The sequence below is a fragment of the Roseovarius sp. CAU 1744 genome (assembly GCF_039839345.1).
Taxonomy (GTDB): Bacteria; Pseudomonadota; Alphaproteobacteria; order Rhodobacterales; family Rhodobacteraceae; genus Roseovarius.
In genome coordinates this window covers 1-6,441 of record NZ_JBDOQV010000015.1, presented here as the reverse complement: position 1 = coordinate 6,441, position 6,441 = coordinate 1, and the positions used below count along the sequence as shown (strand labels likewise).

Here is a 6,441-nt window from a genome sequence, read left to right as displayed (position 1 = left end):
GATGACGGCAAACTGGTCTACACGCCTTTCGGCGATTACGAGGGGACCGACACGTTTGATTACTGGACGGCGGATGACAATGGTCAGCTTACCCGTGCCACTGTCACCGTCGATGTATTCGACTTCGCGTAAATGGCATCCAGCCAAGTCTAGATTCGGTGCAACTTACCTGTAGTTGCGCCGAGTTAAATCCTAAATTTGGCCGTCCAATGTGACCACTCTTGTTGAAGGAATTTGCTACAGTATAATGTCCTTTAGAGAAGTGCAAATTCTCGAAACCGAGATGGCCGGGCAGCCCAATCGAAAATGGGTTCGTATTAGCATTCGCCGCGCCTGCGGTGTTCTTCAGGCGCAATGGTCGACGTATCGTTACCGACCGCATGGTGACGAGCAGGCCGAACTTAAGAAACGCATTAACGAAATCGCGGAGACGCGTGTGCGCTATGGGTACAGACGCATCTACGTCCTTCTGCGCCGGGAGGGCTGGAAGGTGAATGCCAAGAAGAACGACCTCCTTTACAACGAGATGGGGCTGCAACTGCGAACAAGACGCCTAAGCCCAGGGTGCAGGCCAGCTGCGCGAGGATCGCACTGAGGCAACCAGAAGCAATGAAACTTAGGCCACGGATTTAGTGCATGACCAGCTGGTGAGGGGTAGATAGTTCAGGGTTCTGACCATTGTGGACACGTTCTCGCGCTTCTCACCGGCAACCGATCCACGGTTCAGCTATCGCCGTGAAGATTTCGCGCAAACCTTTGAACGTATTTGCACCAGAACTGGCTATCCGAAATCCATCCGTGTGGATCAGGGGGCCGAATTTGTGTCTCGTAACCTTGATCTGTGGGCATATCAGAAGGGTGTGGTACTGGACTTCTCTCGGCCTGGCGAGCCGACAGACAACGCGTTCATGGAAAACTTCAACGGTAAGTTCCGTGCGAAATGCCTCAACACGCATTGATTTATGAGCCTTAACGACGCACGAACAAAAATAGAGGCTTGGCGCAGAGACTACAACGTAGCCCGACTCCACGGCGCGATCGGTCACAACCCTCGGATTATGCAAATGAACGGTTCAGGTGAACCCCAATCGCCCTGAGCTCACCACCCTCCAGAAAATTTCCAGCCGGGCGGTCCAAACATGGGTAGCAGGTCAAAACAGAAACGGATTCTATACCTGAGCGGCCCGAATCAGGGGGCAACGTCTAGTTCAAACTGCAGTAATTCCGAGACAAGCTCTTCTGGCTTTGATCGCCTGGTTGTGATTCACGATTATCCGTTCTCTAAACATTGCGGTGGGCCAGTTTTCTTAAGGAGGGTTATTTTCAGTTAGCTCATTATGCCGCTAAATTCCGGAAGCCCTCGGGGAGCAGCATACCGCCAATAGCAAAAAAACGAAGGAACTGATCTCAATCAAAACTAATTTTTCACTTTCGTATGAAAAAACTGGGTCATAAACACACCCGGAGGTATCACCTTGATAAGGTTTGTAAATGGTTCGCAGCTAACTTCTCTCAAAAAGTTAAAGAGAAGCATGCATCTTCATAGAACAGCCCAGTTTTTCACTCGCTTGCAATGGAATGTTGACGTAAATGAATGGGGTGAAGAACACGATGAGTATGATGCCATAAATCCACTTTATATCATACTGGAAGACTTCGACGGTGAACACGAAGGTTCTCTAAGGTTACTCCCAACGACCGGCAAAACGATGGTCAATGATCATTTTCTGCAGCTGACAGATGGAGTCGAGATTAGGAGTCCGTACATTTGGGAGTGTACTAGGTTTTGTGTAGCGCCAACGGCGGAGAGGCTGGTGGCGGCGAAGCTTCTGGCAGCCGGTGCCTTTCTCATGAAGGAATTCTGTATTGACCACTTTGTCGGAGTTTTTGACGAAAAGATGCAACGGATATACCGCGCTCTTGATGCATCACCCACAATATTGGGAAAACAGAAAACTCATAATGGAAACATTGGTGTGGGCCTGTGGCAGTTCGATCAAGAAAGCTACGAAAGAATTTTGACAAGGGCTAGAGTAACTACCCAAGAGTTAACTTGGAGTTTTGAAGCTAGCGAGCCAATGTTAGACCCGCTCCCGGTTACAAGTAACGCGGCGGCATTGCCAGCGGGCCATCGAAGCACAACGTATCGAATGAGATGTTGATACATGAACGTTTCGCAAGAAATAGCGCGCACGTGCGTTGCCAGTGCACCGAGCGATGCCAGCAGGGTAGAAACCTGATCAACCGGCCTCTATACGAGCTCCTCTGACATTGCCCGGGAGGATATTTTCACACTCTTTCGCAACACAGAATAGTATGCTTGAAGCATTTGAATGTCGATGTCGGGCGACTTCATATGCGGCATACTCGATGAGCATCACCACCGTTTTCTTAACACTCTCCAGATCACCGGCAGATGCCTTCTGCATCAACTGATCGCAGAGCTCTGCGGTCAGATCTTCTATCTTTGACATACAAGAACCTTTTGCTTTAGCTTCGAGGTAAACGCGGAATCTGGTATTAGAACTACAGCTGCAATTCCTGCTGACATTCAACATGAAAATTTCAAATAATTTATCCTGATACAGAATTATTTGCCGATGCAATCAAAGGGCAGGAATTGTTTCTGAAACACGTACCCTTTGCCTTCATAAATTTAAGGTGAGCGAAAGGATCAGCGCGATCGGAACTCGGTTAAATGGGCACGAACGGAGAATTTCCAGTTTGGGTACAATCAACCCGAATGCTTCTCAAAACACAGAAACTGCGAAGAAACTCCAAACTGAACAGCTCTCGTGTGAAACAGTAGTCATTGATTCAATTGTTAATCGCTATTTGCGCAACAAACCCAACTTGAGCTTTCTGCCCGACTTAAAATCTCTCAGTGGTACATCTTTCCGAAATCGCGAAAACCGCTTAAGATTCAGCAGTTGGCACGTATGGTTTGACTTCCTAACGCCACTAGTTGTTGTTTTCGGGTGTATAAATACGAGTGGAAACCCTTAATGAGTATACTAACTCTGTCACCAAGCAGATCTGAAAAAAATATAATAAAAACAATATTTGACATTGGAAACTTCCTGAACGTTAGCGGTGATCTGCAGATTTTTTTTGGTCGCTTGGTCAGAGTGCAAAAAAAACGCAGGTTAAGCTTTGAGCAATTAGAATTGCTTGCGTCAAACGGGTTCCGAGTTACAGGGTCGCAGTTTGCCTCGACCCGGCAAGCGCGCGTTGCCTTCGATAAGAAATTATGTGTTCAATCCTTCATTGAAATACCGCTTGCCATTTCTAGTGGGCTGAAGGTTCTGGTGGTTAGATGACGTTGCTTCCCGGAAGCTATTCTTCGCTAATTGAAGAGTTTGTGGCAGAGCGTTCATTATCAATGGAACGTGCGCCTCCGAACGTGGTAATCGGAGAAGCAGTAAGAAAGTTTCCGAATGCCCCAGCGTTGGAAGCTGCGTTTGCTTGTATCTGCGTCGCGTCAGCACTCGAACAACCAGTAACCCTGTCAAAGGAAATAGACGTGGACTTCATAATCGGGCTTTACCGAGCCATTGCTGTATTCTCAGCTGATGTCTACGCGGTTGAAAAGCTATATGGCCCGACACCGACTTGCTCAAGAGTTCTTGAGTTTTGGGTCCAAACAGATGAAAGGTTTTTCACGGTTGGACTCCCAAAAGAGGTTACAAAAGGTTAGCTGATCGCTACTACGCGCGGAGACAATGCCTCTCGGCGAGACTGGTGGAAAGTATTTTGGCATGAAGTGCTCTTACCTTTTCAGACAGATTTGCTTAGATATATCGGGTTTAGGTTTCATGCTGCTTCCCGCTCTTCCAAGCCTGCCCAAGATGCGTCGACTGGCGTGAGCCGACCAAGCGCGGGGTGGGGCCGCTCCTTGTTGTAGAGTGCCATCCAATCATTGAGTATGCGGCGTGCCTGGAAACAGATCATGTGAAATCAGGTGAGAGCAACCAGACTACTCCAACAGACCGGCGGGAAATCCTGGGCAGATCACCAATTTTTCAGAGGCTTAGCGGTTAATTCAAGTTCCTGCCCTCTAGCATAGAGACATACTGAGGATCTGTTGTGGACGAATTCTGAGGTTCTTATGACCAAAATACTCTCGACAGTCTAATCAGGCCTTCGGCTCAATTAAGCTATCTCCCATTACCATCGGTGTATGAATCCGAAAGCGTCGCGACCGTCCTCGGTGTTGCGTAGGCCCGTTGATATTGCCGCCTGCTCAAGACTGACACGATCAGCCTTGCTGTTCTACTTATTGACCGCCGAAACAGCTTTAGCGTTGCCATGAATACCAGCACTAGCATTCCGCAACCCATGTAGGCCAAGATTGCCACCCAAACTGGCCAGCCCACAAGTAGGAGGGTTATTGCCAAAAGTGACCCGGAAAACATTGCGATAATTACACTTCCTATCATTAGTTTTCTGCCTGTCATTCATTCATGCAATCATAGGGTGATATTGAAATGGTTACTCAATCATTAAGGGTTGTAAAATTTTGAACGTTGCTACCGCAAAGCGAACCAATGACACGAAAACATGACGGCTATTGACCTAGAGTCTGCTAAGTAGCCCAATGATACGACGGTTCGCTCAATTGCGCGGCTTGTATGGACGTCGAATAACCAATCTCTGCTGCCAATGACTGTCTTGAACAGTTCCGTCTCCGCCTTTGAGGCGACGTGGGAGCAGATGCTGAAATGATATGCAGCCTCCAATTCTTTCTTGGTCTTGGGCATGACCATTTCTCCGTTATTGGTAACTGAAGATTCATTCTTCTGTGGTTGATTACAGATGTTACTAACAGAACGAGTGTAGTGATTTCGAAGCCCCGCGCTGCCTCCTCTGCGGGGCTTCTCTCATTTGAAAATTCCTTTGATATGAATGCGCTTTCAGCGGCCTGAACATCAAATGCAGCCAAGTTAGTGAAGACGTATGCAGGCGTTGTGCCAAGTGCATTCTCGTCGGCCAAAAAGCTAGACGCTAGGTCGTACGCCTCTAGGAAGCATCTTGAAGCCTGACCGATCATTCACAAAGCCCTTTCGAGTGTCAGTCAGGAACAGCTCTAAGTCTATAAGAAAACGTATGGGAAGTAGATGTCTCGGGCGCAATTCACTACAGTGGGACTACAATTTACCACGGCGACAGGAACTATTATCTAAGATCCTAGCCATTGGTTCGCAAAGGCTGGCTAAGCTGAGTTGCAGACGAAACCGCTGGACCAAAAAGTAGACCCAGGACGGTGCCGGGGCCAGTCTAACAGGGAGGTGCATATGAGGGCCCGCATATGCGACGGGAACTGCTCTGCCGTTGACTATTGCATCGCACGGTTTCCGGAAGTCTTTTGTGGTCTTCGAACTGGACGAAACGAGCTGCCGAAGTCTTTGTCCATCGCCTGTCTGGCTCGGGAGATGAGTTTTTCTGCTTCCGGGAAGTTGTTCTTATCTGCATAGTTTTTTAGGTCGTTCAACAAAACAAGCAGGTCTTTGTAACTCGTCATGATTTGCTTTCCTTAGGTGTAATTTGGGCGAGTTCACCACACAGCACAACCTTAGGGAAAACAGTTAACAAAAGATAAACTTGCTTCGTCGCAGAAGTATAGGTCGGGTTTTCAGTGCATATGATGCAACTCTGACGATGGCTCTACCAAATAATCGCTCTGTGGTTGTGCATGCGACTCCAGAAGACCCAACAGGCGCTCCCCGATTTCGTCGAGTGCTTCCGCCGTATTTAAGAAACCCTTCTTTCGAGCCTCTTTTGCTGCGTTCATAGTTCTGATGAGCATCTCATTAGTGTTCATGTCGCATTCCTGACGTTGCAAAAACTTTAGTTTTAATGAATCAACATTATTAACAGAGTCCTAATGATATCTTAAGGTTAGCATATATTGTGTCACATCGGCGTGAATTCGCCGTTATTATGTGTTCGGCTTGATTGCATCGGATTGTAAGGTACGCGTTTCAGCGAGGCATCTGCTGCTTCACTTATAGCTATTCCTTGAGGGCATCGTAACGCGTTTTCCTGGCATGTGCTTTATGTGATCGCATCATGCCCTAGAAGCGCTTCCGTTCCTCAAGTTCAGGGTCGAGGTCATAATCATACTTATAGTTGAGATGCTGATAGAACTCCTGCTGGTTAGATCGGTGTTAACGATTGACCTTACCGTTCAACTGACGCGAACTGGGTTAGCTGCCGCATACATGAACGTCTGCTGCGTGGCAGGATGAAATTTCATATCGTTGCAGCGAAATGCGCGCTGCGTGCGCACGCAGCAAGATTTTGACACTTCCGGTCAGGGCTGATTCCGTTGAAAAACTCGTTGTATACGGCGCTCGTGCTTTGGCTATCGAATTGATTTGAAGAGGCAATCCACCGCCAGCCCGACTGGTTATCCGGCGACGGGCACCAGTGGCTTGAGCT

The 6,441-nt window shown here is 48.0% G+C and carries 7 protein-coding genes and 1 pseudogene; 4 read left to right on the top strand and 4 right to left on the bottom strand.

Annotated features, from left to right (window positions below; all coding sequences use genetic code 11):
* Positions 1-316: 316 nt before the first annotated feature.
* Together AAFO92_RS22400 and AAFO92_RS22395 are read left to right on the top strand one after the other, a co-directional pair.
* Positions 317-1,097, top strand: a pseudogene (locus tag AAFO92_RS22400) (IS3 family transposase); the annotation flags it as partial.
* 378 nt (positions 1,098-1,475) lie between these two features.
* The gene (locus AAFO92_RS22395; protein ID WP_347539159.1) at positions 1,476-2,162 is read left to right on the top strand and encodes an acyl-homoserine-lactone synthase; all 687 of its coding nucleotides are present in this window, start codon (positions 1,476-1,478) and stop codon (positions 2,160-2,162) included.
* 78 nt (positions 2,163-2,240) lie between these two features.
* Here AAFO92_RS22395 and AAFO92_RS22390 read toward each other — a convergent pair whose 3' ends face one another.
* Positions 2,241-2,474: a hypothetical protein gene (locus AAFO92_RS22390; RefSeq protein WP_347539157.1), complete on the bottom strand. Its 234-nt coding sequence runs from the start codon at positions 2,472-2,474 to the stop codon at positions 2,241-2,243.
* 531 nt (positions 2,475-3,005) lie between these two features.
* Between AAFO92_RS22390 and AAFO92_RS22385 the strand changes: the two genes are divergently transcribed.
* Positions 3,006-3,320, top strand: coding sequence for a hypothetical protein (locus tag AAFO92_RS22385; RefSeq protein ID WP_347539155.1), 315 nt, complete (start codon positions 3,006-3,008; stop codon positions 3,318-3,320).
* Positions 3,317-3,697: a hypothetical protein gene (locus tag AAFO92_RS22380; protein ID WP_347539154.1), complete on the top strand. Its 381-nt coding sequence runs from the start codon at positions 3,317-3,319 to the stop codon at positions 3,695-3,697. The genes AAFO92_RS22385 and AAFO92_RS22380 overlap by 4 nt, the downstream gene beginning before the upstream one ends.
* A 1,638-nt stretch (positions 3,698-5,335) precedes the next feature.
* On the opposite strand, the gene AAFO92_RS22375 is transcribed toward AAFO92_RS22380, so the two are convergent.
* The 3 genes from AAFO92_RS22375 to AAFO92_RS22365 form a co-directional block, all read right to left on the bottom strand.
* Positions 5,336-5,521 carry a hypothetical protein gene (locus AAFO92_RS22375; protein ID WP_347539152.1) on the bottom strand — a complete coding sequence of 62 codons (186 nt, stop codon included), beginning with the start codon at positions 5,519-5,521 and terminating at the stop codon, positions 5,336-5,338.
* A 111-nt stretch (positions 5,522-5,632) separates the two neighbouring features.
* A complete protein-coding gene (locus tag AAFO92_RS22370; RefSeq protein WP_347539150.1) occupies positions 5,633-5,821 on the bottom strand; it encodes a hypothetical protein in 189 nt (62 codons plus the stop codon).
* 431 nt (positions 5,822-6,252) lie between these two features.
* Positions 6,253-6,441, bottom strand: a 189-nt coding sequence (locus AAFO92_RS22365; protein WP_347539148.1) for a hypothetical protein, incomplete at its 5' end; no start/stop codon positions are given.

Coding starts and splice junctions, on each gene's coding strand:
- AAFO92_RS22390 (WP_347539157.1), bottom strand. CDS start 2,474: ATGTCAAAGATAGAAGATCTGACCGCAGAGCTCTGCGATCAGTTGATG.
- AAFO92_RS22385 (WP_347539155.1), top strand. CDS start 3,006: ATGAGTATACTAACTCTGTCACCAAGCAGATCTGAAAAAAATATAATA.
- AAFO92_RS22380 (WP_347539154.1), top strand. CDS start 3,317: ATGACGTTGCTTCCCGGAAGCTATTCTTCGCTAATTGAAGAGTTTGTG.
- AAFO92_RS22375 (WP_347539152.1), bottom strand. CDS start 5,521: ATGACGAGTTACAAAGACCTGCTTGTTTTGTTGAACGACCTAAAAAAC.
- AAFO92_RS22370 (WP_347539150.1), bottom strand. CDS start 5,821: ATGAACACTAATGAGATGCTCATCAGAACTATGAACGCAGCAAAAGAG.